Genomic DNA, 20,792 nt, shown 5'->3' with positions numbered 1-20,792 from the left:
CATAACGCGGGGGGCATCAGGGGCGTCACCCCCAAAACAGGTCCGATTTCACGGGGATCCTGCGGGGGTCAGCGCGGATCCGGATCGGGTCAGCGGGGAGCGGTGACCTGGAACACGGCCGCGGGGACGCCTGCCTGGTAATCGACCAGGATCGTGACGTCGTCCCGCTGCTCGACGGGCACCGTGAAGACGAACGTGGCCGTCGCGGTGTCCCCCGCCGCCACCTCCGGGTCGAAGGGCGCGGCGCCGGGTTCGGTGAGTGGCTCCGCCGGCACCCGGTCGGCTCCGGAGAACGCTGTGACGACCACCGAGCTGAGATCGATGCTGGCGTCGGTGGCGTTCTCGATCGTCGCCGTGAACCGGACCGCGGGTCCGGCTGTCTCGCCCGGGGCCTTCGCTTCGCCGTCGACCGCCTCGAAGTCGCCCAAGGAGACGGTCACGCCGGGCACGATCTCCACAGGTGCGTCACCGGCGACCGGGTCACGTTCGGGGAGGGCTTCGGCCGGGTCGGTGATGATGGGGCTCGGCGTGGGCGTGCCCGTGATGGCGGGCGGGTTCACGACGTCGCCGGTGCCGACGCGGTTGGCGTTCACCGCGAACACCACGACCACGGCCACCACCGCGACGACGACCGCCGCGAGCACCGAGATGACGACCATCCGGCGTCGGCGCCGCGGGTCGGGCGTGCTCGACGTGGGGGTCTGCTGCTCTGCTGCCGGCTCGCTCACGCCCGTACCTCTCCTCGACGACGGCCACCCGGCGCTCGATGCCCCGAGTGTACTGCCTCGGCTCCGTGCGCGGCCTCGTCCGGCTCGCGACCCCGGCCGCCGCTCATGTCACAATGGCTCACACCACCCGACGCCTCCCCGATCTCGCAGCGAACCCTCGGCTACCGAAAGGCACCGACGAACGCCGAGCGCGACCGATGCACCCGAGCACCGACCCCTGGAGGGTTCATGAGCGGACACCTGACCGTCCTGCAGCAGTTCCCCGTGCCACGCCCGACGACGAACCCGTATCTGGTGATGCTCGCCGACCATCTCCGCGCGGTCCCCGGGGTCTCGGTGCAGAACTTCACCTGGAAGGGCGCGCTCCTCGGGCGGTACGACGCGTTCCACATCCACTGGCCCGAGATCCTCGTGTCGGGGCACACCCCGCTGAAGCAGTTCCTCCGCCAGTGCCTCACCGTGCTGCTCATCGTCCGGCTCGCGGTCACCCGGACCCCGATCGTCAGGACGGTGCACAACGTCGAACTCCCGCAGGACATCTCGCGGGTCGAGATCACGCTGCTCCGCCTCATCGACCGACGCACGGACTTCCGGATCACGCTCAACGAGACGACGACCCTGCCCGAGGACCAACCGTCCATCCTGATCCCGCACGGCCACTACCGTGAGTGGTTCGCCCGTCACCCGCGCGCTGCACAGCAGGACGGCCGGTTCGGGTACTTCGGGCTGATCCGCCGCTACAAGGGTGTCGAAACCCTCATCGAGGCGTTCCGTTCCGCGGTGTCGACGACCCGCGGACTCTCGCTCCGCGTCGGCGGCAAGCCGTCGACGGCGGAACTCGCCGACACCCTCACCTCGCTGGCCGGCCGGGAGGACGACGTCCTGCTCGACCTCCACTTCCTCGGTGACGACGAACTCGTGGACATCGCGACCTCGTCGGAGCTCGTGGTCCTCCCGTACCGGTTCATGCACAACTCCGGCAGCACGCTGGCCGCCCTGTCGCTGGACCGCCCGGTGCTCGTGCCGGACAACGCCGTGAACCGACTCCTCGAAGCCGAGGTCGGGCCCGGTTGGGTCCATCGGTTCTCCGGCGAGCTCGATGCCGAGGCACTGCTCTCGGCGATGGAACACGTCCGCGCCACAGCGCGCGGTCCGGTGACGTTCGTCGACCGTGATTGGGATCTCGGAGCCGCACGACACGTCGAGGCCTACCGACGGGCCATCGCCGCCCGACGCGGAGCTCCGGCGCCCACGGCCGGGGCCGCGCGATGACCGGGTCGTCCGCAGGCAGGCCCGACGCCCGTACTGCCGAGGTCCGCCTCGTCGTCGGCATCCTCACCTTCCGACGCCCGACAGCCCTTGCCGGGAGCCTGCCGAAGGTGCTGGAGCAGACCCGGTGGCTCCGCGATGCCGACGCGGCGGTCGTGAGCACCGAGGTGCTCGTGATCGACAACGACCCCGCGGCGAGCGCCAGGGAGGTCGCCGGGTCGACGGCGGGCGTCCGCTACGTGGTGGAATCGACACCGGGCATCGCGGCGGCGAGGAACCGGGCGCTCTCCGAGGCGGACCCGGCCGAGCTCCTCGTCTTCATCGACGACGACGAGGAACCGGGCGAGCACTGGCTGCTGCCCATCGTCGAGACGTGGCGGGCGACGGGCGCTGCGGCGGTCATGGGTCGCGTGCAGTCGCACCTGCCGGAGGGCACCGACCCGTGGGTCGTCGCGGGCGGGTTCTTCGACCGCGTGCAGCGCCCGACGGGCACCGTCATCGGCGAGGCCGCCGCCGGGAACCTGCTCCTGGACCTCGACCAGGTCCGCGCACTCGGCGTGCGGTTCGAGTCGAAACTCGAGCTCGGCGGTGGCGAGGACACGCTCTTCAGCAAGCACCTCGTCCGGCGGGGCGGGCGGATCGTCTGGTGCAACGAGTCCGTCACCCACGACTTCGTCGAACGGGACCGAGCGACGAAGCGCTGGGCGTTGCAGCGCGCGTGGAGCCATGGCAACACCAGGATCACGGTGGAGCGGTACTTCGCGTCGGGGCGCCGTGACCGAGCGCGGATCCGTGTGGTCGCGGCGGTGGGTGGTGCCGCTCGGGCCGCGGTCGGTGTCGCACGTTCCGTGTTCGGGACGCTCACCGGCTCGCTCCATCACCGGGCGCGCGGCGCGCGAGCCATCCGGAAGGGTGGCGGCATGTTCGTCGGCGCCTTCGGCGTGGTCTTCCGCGAGTACGCGCGGGACGAGCGATCATGAGCGGTCTCGGATCACGGCTCAAGGATCGCGTGAAGCGGTCGCTACCGGCCCTGGGCTCGATCGTCGAGGTCGAGACCTCGACCCCCACCGTCGTGTTGACCTACGACGACGGGCCGCACCCGGTCGGTACGGACGGCGTCCTCCGATCCCTCGCCGACGCCGGGGCGACCGCCACGTTCTTCGTCCTGCTGAGCAGCGCTCGCCGTCACCCGGAGCTCATCCCGCGGATCACCGCGGAGGGGCACGAGATCGCCCTGCACGGTGTCGACCACCGGCGTCTCACGGCGTTCACAGCTGAGCAGGTCACCCGGCGCACCGTCGACGCGAAGCACGAGCTCGAGGACCTCGCCGGTACGCCCGTCCGATGGTTCCGGCCACCGTACGGGGCTCAGCATCTCGCGACCTGGCGTGCCATCCGCCGGGCCGACCTCGAATCCGTGCTCTGGTCGGCGACCACCTGGGATGCGCGCGCCGTCGCCGCCGAGGAGCGCGTCGCCCACGCCCTGGCCGACTGCCGCCCGGGGACGATCCTGCTGGCGCACGACGCCTTCGCCGGACCGGCCGACGGTGTCGACGACGGAGCCGAGCCCGAGGTCGACCGCGGGGCGCTCACCGCGACCCTGCTCGCCGAGTTCCGGGCGCGAGGCTGGGTCGGTCGGTCGCTCGCCGATGCGCTCGAGCACGGTCGACCGGTCAAGAGCGCCGTCTTCTCGTCCTGAGCCCTGTCCGGGTGCCACTCGAAAGTGGACTCGGCAAGCCGTGATGCCCCTCATAGGCTCGCAAGTGGCCCGATGGACGCGCCGAGCACCGGAGTCGATCCAGCCGGCTCCGTGCGCACACCACACGAGCACGCCAGGGGGCGACAGCATGACCGATCGAAGCACCGTCGGACGCGTCGGCTACGCCGCAGGGGCCTTCGACCTCTTCCACGTCGGTCACCTGAACATCCTTCGCCACGCCAAGAGCGCGTGCGACTACCTCATCGCCGGAGTCGTCTCGGATGAGCTGCTCCGCACCCGCAAGCGCATCGAGCCCGTCGTCCCGCTGACGGAGCGTCTCGAGATCGTCCGCCACATCGGCTTCGTCGACGAGGCCGTCGAGGAGACCTGGGACGACAAGCTCCAGGCCTGGGACGCGCTCCGGTTCGACATCTTCTTCAAGGGCGACGACTGGCGCGGGACCGCCGAGGGCCTCCGGCTCGAAGCGGAGTTCGCCAAGGTCGGCGTCGAGGTCGTCTACTTCCCGTACACGATGAGCACCTCGAGTACGGCGCTCCGCCGTGCCCTCGCCCAGCTCGAGGAGCAGCGCGAGCTCGACACGACGCTCGTCCAGGCCTGACACCCGCCCTCCCCGCGCCCGTTCCGCCGCCGCGGCCACGCTCCCGTTCGCCACGACAGCGAGGTACTGTTGGACGGATCGACTCACAGGGCGGTGGACACATGACGAAGGCTCGGCAGGCGTTGCTCGCCCGGCTCACCGGCTCGCTGCCCGTCCACGGTTCGATCGTCGGCGTCGCGACCGACGAGCGCACGGTCGTCATCACGTACGGCGACGGCCCGAGTCCCGACGGGACGCCGGGGGTCCTCGACGCCCTCGCCGAGGCCGGAGCGACCGCGACGTTCTTCGTCCTCGTCGGCCGCGCGCGGAAGTACCCGGAGCTCCTCGAACGCATCGTCGCCGGTGGGCATGAACTCGCGCTGCACGGCGACGACCACGTTCGCCTCACCGACTTCTCCGAAGAGGTCGCCTACCGGCGCACCCTCGCCGCCAAACAGGAGCTCGAGCAGCTGAGCGGCCAGCCGATCGAGTGGTTCCGGCCGCCCTACGGCGCGCAGAGCATCGAGACGTGGCAGGCCGTCAAACGAGCCGGCCTGCAGACCGTGCTGTGGACCGCGACCGCCTGGGACGTCAAGGACGTCGGCGAGCACGAGCGCGTCGCCCACGCCGTCCGGCACTGCCACCAGGGCTCGATCCTGCTCGCCCACGACGGATTCGCCGGCCCGGCCGACGGCGTCGACGACGGCCCGGAACCCGAGGTCGACCGCGGTGCGCTCGCAGCCGAGCTGCTGAGCGGGTTCGCCCGCGAGGGTCTCGTCGGCCGCTCGCTCGGCGAAGCGCTGCGCGAGGGCAAGGCCGTCCGCCGGGCCCGCTTCACGGAATAGCCGCCAGCGGCTCCGGCTCCCCAGCCCCTGAGCCGCCGCCGGTCCCTGAGCCTGTCGAAGGGCGTCATCAGCGACCGGAACAGCCCCTCAGTCCTTCGCGAACCGGTCCGTCGCGTCGATGAGCGCCGACAGGATGCCCGGCTCGTCGAAGGCGTGCCCCGCGTCGGGGATGATCGAGAAGTCCGCCTCCGGCCACGCCCGGTGCAGGTCCCACGCGGTGAAGACCGGCGTGCACATGTCGTAGCGGCCCTGGACGATCACACCGGGGACTCCGGCGAGCTTGCCTGCGTCCCGGATGAGCTGCTCAGGTTCGAACCAGCCTTTGTTCGTGAAGAAGTGGTTCTCGATGCGCGCGAACGCCACCGCGAAGTGCGGGTCGGTGAAGCGCGCGACGGTCTCCGCCTGCGGGAGCAGCGTGATCGTCGACGACTCCCACCGCGACCAAGCGACGGCCGCCGGCCCGTGGACGGCCGGGTCCTCGTCGAACAGCCGCCGGTGGTAGGCCTCGATGAGGTGGCGGCGCTCGCCGACCGGGATCGGCTCGAGGTAGCCCTCCCACAGGTCGGGGAAGACCGCGGAGGCACCACCCTCGTAGAACCAGTCGAGCTCGGCGTCGCGCAGGGTGAAGATGCCGCGGAGCACGAGCTCGGTGACGCGCTTCGTGTGCTTCTGGGCGTAGGCGAGCGCGAGCGTCGACCCCCAGGACCCGCCGAACACCATCCAGCGCTTGATCTTCAGCGCCTTGCGGAGGACCTCGAGGTCGGCGACGAGGTGCCAGGTCGTGTTCGTCGACAGGTCGGCCGCCGGGTCGCTCGCGTGCGGCGTGCTCCTGCCGCAGCCGCGCTGGTCGACGAGGACGATGCGGTAGCGCTTCGGGTCGAAGAGCCGACGGTGGACGGGACTCGTCGCGCCGCCAGGGCCACCGTGGAGGAACACGACGGGCTTGCCGTCGGGGTTGCCGGAGGTCTCCCAGTACAGCGACTGCCCGTCGCCGACGTCGAGCATGCCGGTCTCGTACGGCTCGATCTCGGGATACAGCTCAGCCATGCGGTCCACTTCCTCCTGCGTTCACGACATGTGTCTCACCTAGCATGCCGCACCCATCGCCCCACAGCTCGCGAGGGGTCCCGAATGGTCCCCTCGGCACGCGCTGAACCGACCATTCGGGACCCCTCGCGGGCTAGAGCTGGTCGGCGGACACCGAGAAGGTGTCGCAGGCGGACGGACCGGACTGGTACCCGGTCATGAACCAGCGCTGACGCTGCTCGGCGGAGCCGTGGGTCCAGGCCTCGGGGTTCACCTGGCCGGTCGCGGCCTCCTGGATGCGGTCGTCACCGACGGCCGCCGCGGCGCTCAGCGCGTCGTCGATCTCCTGCTGGGTCACGGGCTTCAGGAAGGCGACCCCCTTCGCGTCCTCCGTGTCCGACGCCGCGGCGACCCAGGCACCGGCGAAGCAGTCGGCCTGGACCTCGATCCGTACGGAGTCGGAGGCGGGCCCGGTACCGCTGCGATCGGCGCGGTCCATGATGCCGGCGAGCGCCTGGATGTGGTGCCCCCACTCGTGGGCGACGACGTACATCTCGGCGAGCGGTCCGCCCGACGCCCCGAAGCGGTCGCGCAGTTCAGCGTAGAAGCTGGTGTCGATGTAGATGGTCTGATCCGGAGGGCAGTAGAACGGGCCGGTGGCGCTCGTGGCGGCCCCGCAACCCGTGTTCGTCTGCTGATCGAAGATGATGAAATCGGCCGGCGAGGTGTAGTCGGCACCGAGCGCGGGCAGCTCCTCGGCCCAGTAGGCGTCGAGCGACGAGTAAGCACCACCCATGCGGCAGTCGACGCTCGCGTTCGCGTCGGCGCCCGTCTGGCACTCGTCGGAGAGCTGGGTCTCCTCCTGCTGGCCCCCGCCGACACCCGCGCCACCGAGGATGCCCGACACGTCGACCCCGAGGAACTGCGAGATGAGGGCGATCACGATGACGCCGACCGCGCCGCCACCGACGGCGATGCCGGTCGTGCGGCCCCGTCGCTTGACCTTGTTCCCGCTGATGTCGGCGTTGTCGTTGAACGTCATGTCGGCACCCTACCGCGCAGCGCGAGGTGAGGCATATCGTCGCCGGACCCTTGCGCCGACGACGATCTGCCTCCCGTCAGCCGGCTGCGGTCAGCGCTGCTTCTTCGTGAGCGTCTTCTCGTCGACGGGCGCGTCGCCCGAGGCGCGGAGGGCGGCGAAGTAGTCGGCGGCCTCCTGCTGACGCTGCGCCTCCTGGCCCGTCGCAATGGGTGCCCGCACGTGCTCGGGCGCGAAGCCGAACGCCTCGACGAGATCGAGGGCGTGCGGACGCAGCCGGGAGATGAGGCGGTCGACGTAGGCGCTGACGGCCTGGCCGCGCTGCGGCGAGAGGCGCCCGTGGATGAGGTACCAGGCGAGGTGCTTCTCGATGAGCGAGAGCCCGAAGAGGTCGTGCACCCAGGTCAGTACCTGCTTCGTCCCGGGATCCTGGATCTGCTCGACACCCTCGGTGAACGCCTCCCACTGCAGGAGCTCGCCATGGGCGCGCGCCGCCTCGATGAGCTCGTTCTGGTGTGCATTGAACAGGTCGGACGCGGCCTGCTTCGAGAGCTTGTTCGCGCCGCGCAGCTTGGTCGCGACCTCGGCGATCATCGACTCGACGCGCTCGGTCAGCAGCTCGCGTTGGACGTTCGTGTCGCGCAGCTGGCTCACCGAGCGTGCGGTGGACCCGAAGTCCTTCACGGTCTGCGCAAGGCTCCGGAGTCCGCTGCTGTGGACGGCGCGGTCGGTCGCCTGCTCGACGACGTAGCGGGCGAGCGCACCGGCGTCGACCTTCGCGAACTTCCGGCTGTAGTCGGTGAGGAGTCGCTTGGCGACGAGCTGCAGCAGCACGTTGTTGTCGCCCTCGAACGTCGCGTAGACGTCGAGGTCGGCGCGCAGGCCGGTGAGGCGGTTCTCCGCGAGGAAGCCGTTGCCACCGCATGCCTCGCGCGCCTCCTGGAGCGTGTCGAGCGCGTGCCAGGTCGACAGCGGCTTGAGGGCCGCCGCGAGCGTCTCGAGGTCTTGACGGTCGTCGTCCGAGTCGGCCTTGCCGCTGAACACCTCGTCGAACTTCACGAGCAGTCGGTCGTGGGCGAAGATCTGCGCGTACGTCGTCGCAAGGCGCGGCAGGAGCCGACGCTGGTGGCGCTGGTAGTCGAGGATGACCTCTTCCTGGGTGTCGCTGCCCGCGTTGAACTGCCGACGCTCACTGCCGTAGGTGATCGCGATCTGGAGGGCGAGCGCGGAGGCCGACGTGGCGGCCCCGTCGAGGGACACCCGGCCCTGGACGAGCGTCCCGAGCATGGTGAAGAAGCGACGCCCGGGGCTCTTGATCGGCGAGGAGTAGGTGCCGTCCTCGGCGACGTCGCCGTAGCGGTTGAGGAGGTTGGTGCGCGGCACGCGCACGCCGGTGAAGTGGAGCCGGCCGTTGTCGATGCCGTTGAGCCCGCCCTTCAGACCGTCGTCCTCGCCGCCGATCCCGGGGAGGAACGCACCCTCGTCGTCGCGGATCGGCACGTAGAAGCAGTGCACACCGTGGTTCACGCCCTTCGTGATGAGCTGCGCGAACAGCGTCGCCGCCTTCCCGTGGACCGCTGCGTTGCCGAGGTAGTCCTTCCACGCCGCGCGGAACGGGGTGTCGATGACGAACTCCTGGGTCTCCGGGTCGTACGTCGCGGTGGTCGCGATCGAGGCGACGTCGGAGCCGTGACCGGACTCCGTCATCGCGAAGGCGCCGGGGACGTCGAGGTTCATCGCGCCGGGCAGGAACGCGTCGTGGTGCGGCTCGGTGCCCAGGTGCAGGATCGCCGCACCGAAGAGCCCCCACTGCACACCGGACTTGATCTGGAGGGACGGGTCGGCGAGGACGAGCTCCTCGAACCCGGCGATGTTGCCGCCGTGGTCGTCGGCGCCGCCGAGGCGCTTCGGGAACGCCTTGTGCACCTGACCGTTCTCGACGAGGAGCTTGAGCTGGTGGAAGACGCGGTCGCGATGGTCGTCCATCGACTGGCCCTCGATGCGCTGCATCTCCGGCTTGGCGGCGAGCGCCCGGGACGCGAGACGGGCCTCAGGCCAGGTGCCGAGCAGCTGGTGCGCCAGCGCCGGGACGTCGATCCGCGCGTCGGACGGCGCCACCTCGACCGTCGCTGCCGTGCTCCCGCTGACGCTCGTCCGGATCGCTGTGTCGACCATCGCTCTGTCCTGCCTTTCACCCATGAAAACCTCCCACAATGGTAGGACTGTCATAACGATGGGTGAAAGCGCCTGTGGGATGTGGACAAGGGCCCGCCCGATCGTCGTCGATCGACTTGGTCCTCCCCCACAGCTGTCGCAGCTGGCTCTCAGGAGCGGCGTCAGGCGTTGGCGGCGACGACCTCGATGAGCGCTCGCCCGTAGGCGTCGAGCTTCTTCGCGCCGATGCCGCTGATGCCGTCGAGCGCGCCGAGCGAGTCGGGCTTCGCCGTCGCGACCTCCCGCAGAGTCGCGTCGCCGAAGACGATGTAGGCGGGGACGCCCTGCTCCTTCGCCACCCCGGCTCGCCAGGCACGCAAGGCCTGGAACAGCTCGGCCGCGGCGGGCTCGAGCTCGGCGTTCGCGCTCGACGAGCGGGAGGACGACCTCGACGAGGAGCGGGCGGCGCGTTCCGGCTCGCGACGCATGGCGACCGGCCGGTTCCCCGCGAGCACCTCGGCGCTCCCCTCGGTGAGGCCGAGCGTGCCGTACTCGCCGACGGTGGCCAGGAGGTCGCGTGCGAGCAGCTGACGGACGACGCCGCGCCATTCCTGGTCGCTGAGGTCCTCGCCGATGCCGAAGGTCGCGAGTTCGTCGTGCCGCTGCTGGGCGACGCGGTCGGTGCGCTTGCCGCGGAGGATGTCGATGATCTGCCCCGCACCGAAGGACTGGTTGCGCTCGCGCTTCAGGCGCACGATCGTCGAGAGGAGCTTCTGCGCCGGCACGGTGCCGTCCCAGGTGACCGGGGGTTCGAGACAGGTGTCGCAGTTGCCGCACGGCGTGGAGGGCTGACCGAAGTAGCGCAGCAGGTTGACCCGGCGGCAGTCGACGGTCTCGCAGAGGGCCAGCATCGCGTCGAGGTGGGCGCTGAGATTGCGCTGGTGCGCGAGGTCGCCCGGCGACTCGGCGATCATGCGCCGCTGCTGGACGACGTCCTGCAGACCGTACGCGAGCCAAGCGATGGACGGCTCGCCGTCTCGCCCCGCGCGGCCCGTCTCCTGGTAGTAGCCTTCGACGCTCTTCGGGAGGTCGACGTGGGCGACGAAGCGGACGTCCGGCTTGTCGATCCCCATGCCGAAGGCGATGGTCGCGACCACCACGACGCCGTCCTCGCGGAGGAAGCGCGACTGCGCCGCGGCACGCACGGAGGCGTCGAGTCCGGCGTGGTACGCCACGGCGTCCACCCCGTTGTCGCGCAGCAGCTGTGCCGTCTGCTCCACCGTCTTCCGACTCAGGCAGTAGACGATCCCCGCGGTGCCGGCCGGCTGCTCCTTCACGAACGCGACGAGCTGCTTGCGGACCTCGTTCTTGCCGACGATCCGGTACTGGATGTTCGGGCGGTCGAAGCTCGAGACGAAGTGCTTCGCCTCGCCGAGGTGGAGCCGCTGCGTGATCTCCTGGTGCGTCGCCTCGGTCGCGGTCGCCGTGAGTGCGATGCGCGGGACGTCGGGCCAGCGTTCGGCGAGCTCGCCGAGCATGAGGTAGTCGGGACGGAAGTCGTGCCCCCACTGCGACACACAGTGCGCCTCGTCGATCGCGAGCAGGGCGATGGTGCCCTGGCCGAGGAAGCGCCGGGTCGCCTCGGAGCTCAAACGCTCGGGCGCGACGTAGAGGAGGTCGAGCTCGCCCGCGAGGTAGGCCTGTTCGACCCGGGAGCGCTCAGCCGGATCCTGGGTCGAGTTGAGGAACGCGGCGCGGACACCGACGGCGAGGAGGGCGTCGACCTGGTCCTGCATGAGGGCGATCAGTGGGGAGACGACGATGCCGGTGCCCGGCCGGAGCAGGGCGGGGATCTGGTAGCAGAGGCTCTTGCCCCCACCCGTCGGCATGAGGACGACCGCGTCGCCGCCGCCGGCGACCTGCTCGATGATCTGCTGCTGCTCACCGCGGAACGCGTCGTACCCGAAGACCGTGTGGAGTGCCTCCTGCGCCGTGGCGAACTTCTGGCCTGCCGCACGCACCGCCACCACAGGCGGAGCGGCGGGAGCCGAGTTGACAGCACCGCTCCCCCAGGCGACGCCACCGCCGAGATACGCGTCGTCGGGCGGCGGGGCGTCGAAGTCGTCGGGAGCGTCCGCGTCGTCCGGGATCCAGTCGGGTTCGGTGCTCCAGCTCATCCGTCGATCGTAGCCGCAGCGGCTGACACCCCGGTGCCCCTCCACAGGAACGGATCCGAAGAATTTCGCTCCTCTTAATGCGCGACCCCGTCCGAGTCGCGATCGGATCTTTTTCCAAACCACCCCCGAGGGGGCTCCGAAGTGTCATCGAGGGCCGGTTCTGAGAGGCACTCGACAACCGGTCCAAACCTCATCAAAGGAGAATCACATGCGTACCATCAAGCGAAACCACATGGCAGTGCTCGCACTCGCCGCCGTCGCGACCTTCGGCCTCGCCGCCTGTTCCAGCGGCTCCAGCTCCGACAGCGGTTCGTCGATGGAGCCGAGCTCCGCTCCCTCCGAGTCGAGCATGACCTCCGACCCCGCAGCGGACCTCGTCGGCTCGGGCTGCGCCGCCTACGCCGAGGCTGTCCCGGACGGTGCAGGCTCCGTCGCCGGCATGTCGGCCGACCCCGTCGCCGTCGCCGCGTCGAACAACCCGCTCCTCACCACGCTGACCGCTGCGGTCTCCGGCCAGCTGAACCCCGACGTCAACCTCGTCGACACGCTGAACGGCTCCGAGTTCACCGTCTTCGCCCCGGTCGACGACGCGTTCAAGAAGATCGACGCCGCGACGATCGACAGCCTCAAGACGCCTGAGGGTGCCGCGACGCTGACCTCGATCCTCACGTACCACGTGATCCCCGGCCAGATCGCTCCGTCCGACATCGACGGTGAGCAGACCACCGTCGAGGGTGGAACCGTCAAGGTCGAGGGCTCGGGTGACAACATCACCGTCAACGGTGCCAAGGTCATCTGCGGTGGCGTCAAGACCGCCAACGCGACCGTGTACCTCATCGACTCGGTGCTGATGCCGCCGGCAAAGTAGCCGACCGCGGGTTCACCCGCACGCTACACCGGTAACAGCGACAGCCCCGTCATCCTCTCGAGGATGGCGGGGCTGTTCCGTTGTGTGGGGACCCTTCGACAAGCTCAGAGTCCGGGCGGGGTACGGCTCAGGGTGCGGAGGTGTCCGTGCCCTGGTCGTCCGAGACGTGCTCCGGCTTCCGCCGGGTCACGAGGAGCACGCCGATGCCGGCGATCAGGACGACGCCGATCGCGCCGACGATCCACCACACATCACCGCTCAAGCCGCCGTCGGATGACGACTGCGGCTCGACACCGCCCGCCTCCGACGAGGGCTCGACCGTGGAGGCACCGCCCGTCGCGCACGCGGGCTTCGCGCTCCCCGTCGCGAGTTCCTGGCCCTCGGCCGGCGCCCACTCGAAGGTGTAGCTGCCCGACAGCGGGTGGCCGTCGGTCGAGACGAGCTGCCAGACGACGGTGTACTCGCCGGCTTGCCCGAGCTGCAGCGGCATGACGAGCGCCGGGCCGTTCACGGCTGCGCAGGCGGTGCCGTAATACAGCCGCTCGTCACCGGGACCGGTCACCTGGATCTGGTTGGACTGGCCGGCGTCCCCGAGGTCGAGCAGGTTGTCGTTCGTCGTGATGACGAGCTGCTCCGGCTGCTCCGTGATCGTCGACCCCTCGGCCGGCGTCGTCGAGATGATGCTGTTGTGCGCTGAGGCCGGCTGGGCCACGGCGAGCACCGCTGCGACCGCGAGGAACGCGGTCGCAGCGGTGCCGACGAGACGGCGACGGCGGGAGACCGTCATCAGGCCTGGCGCTTCGCGTCGGACGCTGCGCGGCGTGCGGAGGCAGCGATGACGATGCCGGCGGCACCGACGACGAGACCGGCGATGCCGAGCACGCGGCCCAGCACGTCGGTGCTGCCGGCGTCGGTCGCGGCGGCGGCCTCGGTGTGGTCGCCGTCACCGTCGTCGTCCGTGGCGGCGCCACCGTGGTGGTCGCCGGCCTCGGCAGCGGTCACGACGACGACCGGCGCCGGCGACTCGAGGTCGTCCTCGGTCTGACCGTCCTTCGCGACGTCGGTCCAGTCGGTCTGGCCGACCTCGCAGGTCTGCGTCACCGGGAAGACGAGCGTCTTGCCCTCGGCGTCGGCCGGCAGCTGGACCTGGAAGGAGACGGTGTCGCGGTACCCGTCGGCGAGCGGCGTCTTGGCCGTGTAGACGACCGTGCCGACACGCTCGGCGAGCTGCTCACCGTGGCTGTCGGTGATGGGCTTCGCGAGCGGGGCCAGCTGCTTGTCGATGGTCCAGTTCGGGTTGACCGTCGGCGTCACGGCGTTGATCTCCTCGGGGATCTCGAAAGAGAGGCTCGTCGTGGGCGAGCCGTCGCAGCCGTGACCGACGGCGAAGCTCAGCACCGTGTAGGAGCCGGCGGCCGTGGAGGTCGGCGTGACGCTGACGTGGGCGCTGGCTGCCAGCGGTGCGCCGACCGCGAGGAGCGCTCCGGCGCCGATGGCGACGGCACCGAGTACGGCGGGCTTGCGGAAGGTGGGGCGGGGGGTGGTTGCGTTCATGATCGTCCTGTCGACTGATCCGCACGGCGTCGAGCGTGCGGAATGGGGATGGTCACGCCGGATGGCGCGCCGAAGGGTGCTGCTGCGCTGGGCCGACCCGGCCACGCACGGCACCCGTCCCGGTCGGACGGTGATGCGTCGGTCAGGCGGCGGCGAGCGCCGGCGGACCGCGGTGTCGCAGGTGGAGCAGGACCACCCCGAGGTTGCGGGGGCGACGGTTGACCCGGACCCAGCGCACCCGACGGGGCGCGGGGACGAGGTGGGTCGGTGCTGCACGGCGGGCGAGGATCCGGACGGTCAGCGCGGCGAGCGCGGCGAGCGTCGCGCGTTCGGCGAACAGGATGGCGGCGATGGTCGCGACGGCCGCGACGAGGTGCGCCGCCCACATCGTGGTGTCGCCGTGCGAGTGTGCCGTGGTGACGCCGCCGGTCGCGAGTTCGACGACCCCGTGCCGGTGCCAGTCGGCGGGGCCCGCCGCGCCGCCGGAGGCGACCGTGGCACTGACGGTGCTCGGGACGAGGGTGAAGAGCGCGTGGTAGCCGAGCTGACTCACGAGCACGGAGGCGACGACCCCGAGTGCGGTGATACGGCGGCCGGCGAGGAGGACACAGACCAGGACGGCGAAGGTTCCACCGACCAGGAGCACGAACGCGGACGGCGCGGCGGCCCCACCGATCGTGTGCGAGAGGGCGGCGGCGAAGGTGGCGAACGCGGCTGCGGCGGTGCCGCGGGCGACACGGGCCCACCGTTCCGTCATGCGCTGCCTCCGGGAGAACGAGCGGACCAGGTGTCGACGCTCGTGCTCACAGCCTACCCGAGCGCCGCCCTTCGACAGGCTCAGGGACCGGGGAGCAGGTACTCAGGGACCGGAGAGAGTGCTCAGGCCCCGGTGTCGGCGACGAACAGCAGCACGATCGAAGCGATGGAGCAGACGACGCCGATGCCGAAGGTCACGCCGAAGAGCAGTCGGAGCGCTCTCGTGTGATCGGCCGTCCGGCGGAAGCGTGCGCGCGACGGTTCCCGGCGGGCGTAGAAGACGTTCGGCTCCTCGGGGTCGCGGAGAGCGTCGAACTCCGCGTCCGTGACGGGTCGTGAGTACAGCTCGGCCGACTCGGTCATCCAGCGGACCTCGCGCCCCTGCCCGCCGTCCGCGTCGTCCGGCAGGTCCACGATGACCCCGTGCGTCTCCACCCAGCTGCCGTCCGCGGCCCGCGCGATGAGCATGACGAGCAGCACGACGACGGCGCTGCCGAAGCCGATCCAGGTGAAGACCTCGAGGACGAGGCCGAGGAGATCGTGGGGGTCCACGATCACATGCTATCCGGCGGGCGGACCCACGACCCGGACGGCCTCCCTCAGACGGACTCGGGTCGCTTCTGTCGCATGGGCTCGGCCGGCTGGTCCGGACCGTTCCAGACGCCGATGATGCCCCACGCGACCGCGGCGATCGGGACGGCGAGGACCGCGCCGACGATGCCGCCGAGGATGGTGCCGGCCGTCAGGGCGAGGAGGACGACGAGGGCGTGCAGTTTGAGCGAGCGGGCCATGACGACGGGCTGGAGGAAGTTGCCCTCGAGCTGGTTCACGAGCACGACGACGCCGACGACGATGAGGGCGGCGACCGGACCGTTGGCGACGAGCGCGACGAGGGCCGCGAGGATGCCCGCGGCGGTCGCACCGACGATCGGGATGAAGGCGGTCAGGAACACGATGACGCTGAGCGGGAGGGCGAGGGGGACCCCGATGATCGCGAGGCCGATACCGATACCGATCGCGTCGACGGCCGCGATGGTCGCCGTGCCGCGCACGTACCCGCCGAGGGTGTCCACCGTCTTGCCGCCGATGCGCTTGGCACGGTCGTATGCGGTTCCGGTGAAGGGGCGGAGCAGGAACTCCCACAGCCGCGGCCCGTCCTTGAGGAAGAAGAACAGGACGACGACCATGAGCACCAGACCGGTGAGGAAGCTCGCCGTCGCGGAGACGCCGGCGAGCGCCCCGCTGCCGAACTGACTCGAGGTGAGGAAGTCGACCGCGGTCTGCTTGGCGTCCTCGATCTGCTTCTCGTCGATGTCGAACGGCAGGGTGCCGAGCCAGTCCTGCAGCTGACCGAAGCCCTTCGAGGCGGAGTCGACGAGGTCGTCCCATTGGCTGCGCACGGCCCAGACGATGAGCCACCCGATGCCGCCGAGGACGACGAGGATCGAGACGAGGGCGATCCAGGTGGCGAGGATCGACGGGAGCCCCTTCGATCGCATCCACCGCATGAGCGGGTAGATCGCCGAGGCGAGGATGAGTGCGATGACGACGGGGATCATCACGAGCGAGAGCTGGGTCAGCGCGAAGACGATCAGCGCGGCGACCGCGACGATGGCGAGCGTCTGGACACTCCGGGTCGCGAGCGTGCCGATGCGGTCGTGCCAGAGGCCGCGGGCGAGCGGCTCCGGTGCGTCCTCATGCTTGTCGAACAGGCCCATGGGATCCCCAATCTCGGCAGCGGCGGAGCCGGACGGGCCCCGCGCCCAGTCAACCACGTCGGTGCGGGCCGAGGTCAGGCCGAGCGGGAGTAGCGTTGTCCGTGATAAGGAGGCGCTCATGACGAGACTCGACGCCGACCCGGTCCCCAGCGTCTGCCACGCACCTGACGGATCCGGGACGAGACTCCTCGAGGCCCGCGAGGTCCCCCTGGGCGGCGTCCGCGGCCTGAGCGTCCACCGCACCCTCCCGCAGCGCGAGCTGCCGATGATCGGCGCCTGGTGTTTCCTCGACCGCTTCGACGAGGACCGTTCGCTGATGCGCGTCCTGCCGCATCCGCACACCGGCCTGCAGACCGTGACGTGGCCGCTGGTCGGCGACATCCGCCACCGCGACAGCGTGGGCAGCGACGTGGTCGTCCGCCCGGGCGAGCTCAACCTCATGACGAGCGGCCGGGGCGTGTCGCACTCCGAGTTCTCGGTGGGCGAGGAAGCGGCCGCCATGCACGGCCTCCAGCTGTGGGTGGCGCTCCCGGAGGCCGCCGCCTCGGTGCCGGCGGCGTTCGAGCAGCACACGGACCTGCCCGTCCACCGCGCTCCGGGTTTGGAGGCGACCGTCCTCGTCGGCACGCTCGGCGGGGCGACGTCGACCGCGACCGTCCACTCGCCCCTGCTCGGTGCCGACGTGACGCTCGAGGCCGACACCGTCGTCGAGGTGCCGGTGGATCCGGCCTTCGAGCACGGCGTCCTGGTGCTCGACGGGGTGCTCGAGGTCGGCGGCGTCGAACTCGACTCGGGCCCGTTGCTCTACCTGGCGCCCGGGTGCGATCGCCTCGAGTTCCGGAGCGCGACCGGTGCCCGCTTCGTGCTCCTCGGAGGGACGCCGTTCCCGGAGGAGCTGGTCATGTGGTGGAACTTCGTCGGTCGCACTCACGAGGACATCGCGTCCGCCCGGGAGGACTGGGAGGCGGGGTCGCCGCGCTTCGGCTCGGTCGCCGGCCACGGCACGGACCGCATCCCGGCGCCGCCCTTGCCGAACGTCCGGCTGACCCCGCGCCGACGCTCGATCTGATCGCCCGGATCGGGTGCTCGGGACCCCGTTCCGAGCAGTGTCCGTCGGCGTCTCGACGGGCCGATAAAGGATAGGCTGTCCTCAGGAGATCGGCTGCTCGTGAAGGTGGGCTCATGCAACGTCTGAGTACGCGACTGCTGCTGACCTGCGCCGCCATCGGCGTCGGAGGCGGCCTCGTCTTCGTCGTCTCCGGGTACGTCGGCGGCACGATCTCCGCGACCGCCCCCGTGCTCTACGGCCTCATCATCGGCGTGTACTTCCTGCCGGGCGTCGTCTCGCAGGCGCTCCTCCGACGAGGTGGCGTGGCCCTCATGACCGGGCTCACCGCAGGCCTCGTCTCCGCGGCGTTCAGCCCGCAGTGGTTCTTCCGCTATTTCGGCACCGGCCTCGCGATCGGGCTCCTGCAGGAGATCCCCTTCGCCGTGTCGCGCTACCGCGTCTGGAAGGCCTGGGTCTTCTACCTGGCCGCGGGCATCGCTGGACTCGTCTTCGGCGGCTCCGTGCTCGTCGTCCTCGGGATCGAGCACTTCGCGCCCCTCGCCCAGACGGTCTACATCGCGCTCTTCGTCCTGAGCCCGATCGCCTTCACCGCGCTCGGGCGGGCGGTCGCAGCGGCCCTCGCGAGAGCCGGTGTGGGGCGGTCCATCGCGAAACCTCTGCAGCGCGACCGCGGCTCGGCCGGCACGCGGGCCTGAGTGGACCCCGCACCGCCGACGCACCCCGCCACCGTTGTCCGGCGGGTGCGCATCCGTCACGACGAGCGCGAGGAGTGGACCCCGGACGACGTGTCGTTCCAGGTCGCACCCGGTGAGGTGGTCCTGCTGCTCGGGCCGAGCGGCTCGGGGAAGTCGACGCTCGCCCTAGCGCTCAACGGCCTCGTCCCCCACGCCGTCCCGGCCGAGTTCGAGGGTGCTGTGATCACCGGCGGGCTCGACACGGCCACCTCGACGGTCGCGCAGCTGAGCGAGCACGTGGCGATGGTGTTCCAGGACCCCGACGCGCAGATCGTCACCGGAACGGTCCTCGACGAGGTGTGCTTCGGCCCGGAGAACCTCCTGCTCCCCGTCGAGGAGGTGCTGTCCCGCGCCGAACGGGCGCTCCGGCAGGTCGGGCTCTGGGAGCGCCGGACCGAGAACCCCGACCGGCTCTCGGGCGGCGGCCGACAGCGACTCGCGATCGCCTGCGCCCTGGCCATGGGCAGCGACCTCCTCGTCCTCGACGAGCCGACGGCGAACCTCGATCCGGCCGGGATCGAGGAGGTCTACGCCGCCCTCCGTTCACTCGTCTCCGGACCGGGCGACGCCGGGAAGCGGCACGCGATCCTGCTCGTCGAGCACAACCTCGACGCCGCCATCGACCTCGTCGACCGGGTCGTCGTCCTCGATCGTGACGGGCGGCTCGCCTTCGACGGCCCGACCCGCGAGGTCCTGCTCGGGCACCTCGACGACCTGCTCGCGATGGGCGTCTGGCTCCCCGTCGCGACGCTCGCCGCGCTGCGCCTGCGGTCGGCCGGTGTCACGTTGCCGGACCTCCCCCTGACACCCGCCGAGCTGACCGCCGCACTCGACGCGACCACACTGCCGACGCCGCCGACCGCACCCGTCGCCCCGGTCACCGCCGAGTGCTCGATGGCGGTCCGCGTCGACCGGCTCGGCGTCCAACGCGGTCGGGGCCGCCGGCGCACCCCGATCCTCCACGAGGTGAGCCTCGAGGTCGCTGCGGGCGACTTCCTGGCCGTGATCGGGACGAACGGCGCCGGCAAGACGACGCTGCTCCAGGCGATCGCCGGGGTGGTCCGACCTCCCCGCGGGCGCATCGACGTCGGCGGGATCGACCCGGGGCGCAGCGAGGTGCGGACGATCGCGGCACACATCGGCTTCGTCTTCCAGAACCCCGAGCACCAGTTCATCGCCCACACCGTCCACGACGAACTCGCGCACGGCCTGCGGATCCGGGGCGTCGACGACACCGGGATCGAGCGGCGCGTCGACGACCTGCTGCGGCGGTTCGGCCTGGAGTCCGCACGCGACGTGCACCCGTTCCTCCTCTCCGGTGGTCAGAAGCGTCGACTGTCCGTCGGGAGCGCCCTCATCGCCGGAGCTCCGGTGCTCGCGCTCGACGAACCGACCTTCGGTCAGGACCGGGCGCGGGCGAACGAGCTCCTGGACCTCCTCGCCGGCCTCAACGCGCAGGGCACCACGGTCCTCGTCGTGACCCACGACCTCCAGCTCGTCGCCGATCACGCGAGTCACGTCGCGGTCATGGCCGACGGTCGCCTGCTCGCCCACGACACGACCGCCGCGGTCCTCGGCGACGACGAGCTCCTGCGCCGCGCGGGGCTCCGGCCACCGCCGCTCGCCCAGGCGATGCGCTCGCTGGCGAACCACCCCGACTGGCGGCACGTGTCGAGACTCGACGACCTGCCCGGGGCGGCCGCCCGATGAGCGCCACGACGATCGACCCGTACGCCTCGAGCACGGCACCGGCCGGTCGATTCCTGTACCGGTTGAACCCGCTGGCGAAGCTCGGTGCTCCGCTGCCGGCGATGATCCTGTTGGCGTTCACGAGGGACCCGGTCACGCCGGCGCTGTTCATCGCCCTCGCGGTCGTCGTCATCCTCGTCGGAGCCAGCCTGACGCGGACGGTCGCCCTCCTGCTCTTCGTGGCGCTGCCGCTCATCGTCGCGATCATGTCGTTCAGCTTCGGCCTGTGGACCGACCCGAGCCGCGTCGACCGATCCGTCCTGCTGTTCCAGGTCGGCGACTACCGGTTCTTCCTCGGGGCGCTGCTCGTCGGCCTCGCGACGGCCCTGCGGCTCGCGGCCCTCCTCGTCCTCGCCTGCATCGGCGGCCTCACCTCGACCGGCCCGGAGTTCGTCCGCGCGATGATCCAGCAGCTGCACGTGCCCTACCGGATCGGGTACACGGCGCTCGCCGCCTACCGGTTCGTGCCGCGGTTCGGGCACGAGCTGGAGGTCATCCGTTCCGCCCACCGCGTCCGCGGGATGGCCGAGGGTCGCGGACCGATCGCCGCCGTCCGCCGCGCCGCCGGCACCGTCGTGCCGCTGCTGGCCGGTGCCATCCGTCATGCGGAGCGGGTCGCGCTCGCCATGGACTCCCGCGCCTTCGGTGCCCATCCGCAGCGCACGGAGCGGACCCGCATCCCCTTCCGCACCCGCGACTGGTGCTTCATGGTCGCCTTCTGGCTCGTGAGCGCCGCCCTCCTCTGGTGGAGCCTCGCCGCCGGGCCCGGTCCCGTCGCCCGGAACTGACCGTCCGGAGTCATCCTGATG

General features: G+C 70.9%; 20 protein-coding genes. 10 read left to right on the top strand and 10 right to left on the bottom strand.

Going from position 1 to position 20,792, the window contains the following annotated elements; all coding sequences use genetic code 11:
- Positions 1-89: 89 nt before the first annotated feature.
- On the bottom strand, positions 90-728 hold the full coding sequence (locus BWO91_RS04535) for a hypothetical protein (protein WP_153303382.1): 639 nt from the start codon (positions 726-728) through the stop codon (positions 90-92).
- A gap of 228 nt (positions 729-956) precedes the next feature.
- Here BWO91_RS04535 and BWO91_RS04530 point away from each other — a divergent pair, with 228 nt between their 5' ends.
- The 5 genes from BWO91_RS04530 (at position 957) to BWO91_RS04510 (ending at position 5,139) form a co-directional block, all read left to right on the top strand.
- On the top strand, positions 957-2,000 hold the full coding sequence (locus BWO91_RS04530) for a glycosyltransferase (RefSeq protein WP_071259750.1): 1,044 nt from the start codon (positions 957-959) through the stop codon (positions 1,998-2,000).
- A complete protein-coding gene (locus BWO91_RS04525; protein ID WP_079001522.1) occupies positions 1,997-2,977 on the top strand; it encodes a glycosyltransferase family 2 protein in 981 nt (326 codons plus the stop codon). Before BWO91_RS04530 ends, BWO91_RS04525 begins: the two co-directional genes overlap by 4 nt.
- Positions 2,974-3,696: a polysaccharide deacetylase family protein gene (locus BWO91_RS04520; protein WP_079001520.1), complete on the top strand. Its 723-nt coding sequence runs from the start codon at positions 2,974-2,976 to the stop codon at positions 3,694-3,696. The genes BWO91_RS04525 and BWO91_RS04520 overlap by 4 nt, the downstream gene beginning before the upstream one ends.
- 148 nt (positions 3,697-3,844) lie before the next feature.
- The gene (locus tag BWO91_RS04515; RefSeq protein WP_064294253.1) at positions 3,845-4,315 is read left to right on the top strand and encodes an adenylyltransferase/cytidyltransferase family protein; all 471 of its coding nucleotides are present in this window, start codon (positions 3,845-3,847) and stop codon (positions 4,313-4,315) included.
- Positions 4,316-4,416: 101 nt separating this feature from the next.
- Positions 4,417-5,139: a polysaccharide deacetylase family protein gene (locus tag BWO91_RS04510; protein WP_071259758.1), complete on the top strand. Its 723-nt coding sequence runs from the start codon at positions 4,417-4,419 to the stop codon at positions 5,137-5,139.
- An 87-nt stretch (positions 5,140-5,226) separates the two neighbouring features.
- Here the strand turns inward: BWO91_RS04510 and pip are convergent, their stop codons facing one another.
- The 4 genes from pip to recQ form a co-directional block, all read right to left on the bottom strand.
- Complete coding sequence (pip, locus tag BWO91_RS04505; RefSeq protein ID WP_079001518.1) at positions 5,227-6,186, bottom strand: prolyl aminopeptidase; 960 nt, start codon at positions 6,184-6,186, stop codon at positions 5,227-5,229.
- 133 nt (positions 6,187-6,319) lie between these two features.
- Entirely contained in the window at positions 6,320-7,207 is an 888-nt protein-coding gene (ypfJ, locus tag BWO91_RS04500; RefSeq protein ID WP_079001516.1) for a KPN_02809 family neutral zinc metallopeptidase, read from the bottom strand.
- 90 nt (positions 7,208-7,297) lie between these two features.
- On the bottom strand, positions 7,298-9,379 hold the full coding sequence (locus tag BWO91_RS04495) for an acyl-CoA dehydrogenase (protein WP_079001514.1): 2,082 nt from the start codon (positions 9,377-9,379) through the stop codon (positions 7,298-7,300).
- Between the two features lie 161 nt (positions 9,380-9,540).
- Positions 9,541-11,535 carry a DNA helicase RecQ gene (recQ, locus tag BWO91_RS04490; protein ID WP_079001513.1) on the bottom strand — a complete coding sequence of 665 codons (1,995 nt, stop codon included), beginning with the start codon at positions 11,533-11,535 and terminating at the stop codon, positions 9,541-9,543.
- Positions 11,536-11,743: 208 nt separating this feature from the next.
- On the opposite strand from recQ, the gene BWO91_RS04485 reads away from it, so the two are divergent.
- Positions 11,744-12,403: a fasciclin domain-containing protein gene (locus BWO91_RS04485; RefSeq protein ID WP_064294247.1), complete on the top strand. Its 660-nt coding sequence runs from the start codon at positions 11,744-11,746 to the stop codon at positions 12,401-12,403.
- Positions 12,404-12,530: 127 nt separating this feature from the next.
- Here BWO91_RS04485 and BWO91_RS04480 read toward each other — a convergent pair whose 3' ends face one another.
- The 5 genes from BWO91_RS04480 to BWO91_RS04460 all read right to left on the bottom strand — a co-directional run bounded on the left by BWO91_RS04480 (position 12,531) and on the right by BWO91_RS04460 (position 16,431).
- On the bottom strand, positions 12,531-13,190 hold the full coding sequence (locus BWO91_RS04480) for a copper resistance CopC family protein (protein WP_079001510.1): 660 nt from the start codon (positions 13,188-13,190) through the stop codon (positions 12,531-12,533).
- Positions 13,190-13,957, bottom strand: a complete 768-nt coding sequence (locus BWO91_RS04475) for a YcnI family copper-binding membrane protein (protein WP_079001509.1) — start codon at positions 13,955-13,957, stop codon at positions 13,190-13,192. Before BWO91_RS04475 ends, BWO91_RS04480 begins: the two co-directional genes overlap by 1 nt.
- Positions 13,958-14,099: 142 nt before the next feature.
- Complete coding sequence (locus tag BWO91_RS04470) at positions 14,100-14,714, bottom strand: hypothetical protein (protein WP_064294244.1); 615 nt, start codon at positions 14,712-14,714, stop codon at positions 14,100-14,102.
- A gap of 122 nt (positions 14,715-14,836) precedes the next feature.
- The gene (locus tag BWO91_RS04465) at positions 14,837-15,265 is read right to left on the bottom strand and encodes a DUF3592 domain-containing protein (protein WP_153303381.1); all 429 of its coding nucleotides are present in this window, start codon (positions 15,263-15,265) and stop codon (positions 14,837-14,839) included.
- Positions 15,266-15,312: 47 nt separating this feature from the next.
- Positions 15,313-16,431 (bottom strand): AI-2E family transporter, encoded by a 1,119-nt coding sequence (locus tag BWO91_RS04460; RefSeq protein WP_079001505.1) that lies wholly within the window; start codon positions 16,429-16,431, stop codon positions 15,313-15,315.
- A 118-nt stretch (positions 16,432-16,549) separates the two neighbouring features.
- Here BWO91_RS04460 and BWO91_RS04455 point away from each other — a divergent pair, with 118 nt between their 5' ends.
- The 4 genes from BWO91_RS04455 (at position 16,550) to BWO91_RS04440 (ending at position 20,771) form a co-directional block, all read left to right on the top strand.
- Positions 16,550-17,500, top strand: coding sequence for a pirin family protein (locus tag BWO91_RS04455; RefSeq protein ID WP_079001503.1), 951 nt, complete (start codon positions 16,550-16,552; stop codon positions 17,498-17,500).
- Between the two features lie 113 nt (positions 17,501-17,613).
- Positions 17,614-18,195, top strand: coding sequence for an ECF transporter S component (locus tag BWO91_RS04450; protein WP_071259786.1), 582 nt, complete (start codon positions 17,614-17,616; stop codon positions 18,193-18,195).
- A 45-nt stretch (positions 18,196-18,240) separates the two neighbouring features.
- On the top strand, positions 18,241-19,944 hold the full coding sequence (locus BWO91_RS04445; RefSeq protein ID WP_240555682.1) for an ABC transporter ATP-binding protein: 1,704 nt from the start codon (positions 18,241-18,243) through the stop codon (positions 19,942-19,944).
- Positions 19,941-20,771, top strand: a complete 831-nt coding sequence (locus tag BWO91_RS04440) for an energy-coupling factor transporter transmembrane component T family protein (protein ID WP_079001499.1) — start codon at positions 19,941-19,943, stop codon at positions 20,769-20,771. The genes BWO91_RS04445 and BWO91_RS04440 overlap by 4 nt, the downstream gene beginning before the upstream one ends.
- The last annotated feature ends 21 nt before the right edge of the window (positions 20,772-20,792 follow it).

Origin of the sequence: Plantibacter flavus (genome assembly GCF_002024505.1) — a bacterium.
In the GTDB taxonomy this organism is placed as follows: domain Bacteria; phylum Actinomycetota; class Actinomycetes; order Actinomycetales; family Microbacteriaceae; genus Plantibacter; species Plantibacter flavus_A.
This window is presented reverse-complemented; position numbering and strand designations above follow the sequence as displayed.

Bases quoted from the DNA above. Each gene is read 5' to 3' on its own strand.
- BWO91_RS04470 (WP_064294244.1), bottom strand. From the start codon at position 14,714: ATGACGGAACGGTGGGCCCGTGTCGCCCGCGGCACCGCCGCAGCCGCG.
- BWO91_RS04480 (WP_079001510.1), bottom strand. From the start codon at position 13,190: ATGACGGTCTCCCGCCGTCGCCGTCTCGTCGGCACCGCTGCGACCGCG.
- pip (WP_079001518.1), bottom strand. From the start codon at position 6,186: ATGGCTGAGCTGTATCCCGAGATCGAGCCGTACGAGACCGGCATGCTC.
- BWO91_RS04520 (WP_079001520.1), top strand. From the start codon at position 2,974: ATGAGCGGTCTCGGATCACGGCTCAAGGATCGCGTGAAGCGGTCGCTA.
- recQ (WP_079001513.1), bottom strand. From the start codon at position 11,535: ATGAGCTGGAGCACCGAACCCGACTGGATCCCGGACGACGCGGACGCT.
- BWO91_RS04460 (WP_079001505.1), bottom strand. From the start codon at position 16,431: ATGGGCCTGTTCGACAAGCATGAGGACGCACCGGAGCCGCTCGCCCGC.
- ypfJ (WP_079001516.1), bottom strand. From the start codon at position 7,207: ATGACGTTCAACGACAACGCCGACATCAGCGGGAACAAGGTCAAGCGA.
- BWO91_RS04450 (WP_071259786.1), top strand. From the start codon at position 17,614: ATGCAACGTCTGAGTACGCGACTGCTGCTGACCTGCGCCGCCATCGGC.
- BWO91_RS04455 (WP_079001503.1), top strand. From the start codon at position 16,550: ATGACGAGACTCGACGCCGACCCGGTCCCCAGCGTCTGCCACGCACCT.
- BWO91_RS04530 (WP_071259750.1), top strand. From the start codon at position 957: ATGAGCGGACACCTGACCGTCCTGCAGCAGTTCCCCGTGCCACGCCCG.
- BWO91_RS04510 (WP_071259758.1), top strand. From the start codon at position 4,417: ATGACGAAGGCTCGGCAGGCGTTGCTCGCCCGGCTCACCGGCTCGCTG.
- BWO91_RS04515 (WP_064294253.1), top strand. From the start codon at position 3,845: ATGACCGATCGAAGCACCGTCGGACGCGTCGGCTACGCCGCAGGGGCC.
- BWO91_RS04525 (WP_079001522.1), top strand. From the start codon at position 1,997: ATGACCGGGTCGTCCGCAGGCAGGCCCGACGCCCGTACTGCCGAGGTC.
- BWO91_RS04475 (WP_079001509.1), bottom strand. From the start codon at position 13,957: ATGAACGCAACCACCCCCCGCCCCACCTTCCGCAAGCCCGCCGTACTC.
- BWO91_RS04495 (WP_079001514.1), bottom strand. From the start codon at position 9,379: ATGGTCGACACAGCGATCCGGACGAGCGTCAGCGGGAGCACGGCAGCG.
- BWO91_RS04440 (WP_079001499.1), top strand. From the start codon at position 19,941: ATGAGCGCCACGACGATCGACCCGTACGCCTCGAGCACGGCACCGGCC.
- BWO91_RS04485 (WP_064294247.1), top strand. From the start codon at position 11,744: ATGCGTACCATCAAGCGAAACCACATGGCAGTGCTCGCACTCGCCGCC.